Here is a 272-nt window from a genome sequence, read left to right on the forward strand (position 1 = left end):
GGGCAGCGGGACCGCGCAAGCGGTTCCGTCTGACGGGCGTGGCGAACCTGCGTTTTCAGTAAGCTTCCGACTAACTTCTCCCGGGACGCCCCGCCGTCAGACGCGGCGGCTCCGCCGCCCCGCTGCCCGACGTGGCGAGTCTTCGGATTGCTGGTGCAAACGGCGCGCCGCCCGCTCCTAGATCACCTGCATATCCGCACGATAATGATGCCACGTCATGATCGCCGCCGCGCCGCGGTGCGGTCGCCAGGGCTCGGCCAGTTGTCGCGTCA

General features: G+C 68.8%; 1 pseudogene. It reads right to left on the reverse strand.

Features of this window, described 5'->3' with window-relative positions:
- Positions 1–177: 177 nt before the first annotated feature.
- Positions 178–272, reverse strand: a pseudogene (locus ASE86_RS16575) (DNA-3-methyladenine glycosylase 2 family protein); the annotation flags it as partial.

It is taken from the genome of Sphingomonas sp. Leaf33, assembly GCF_001421785.1.
Lineage (GTDB): Bacteria > Pseudomonadota > Alphaproteobacteria > Sphingomonadales > Sphingomonadaceae > Sphingomonas.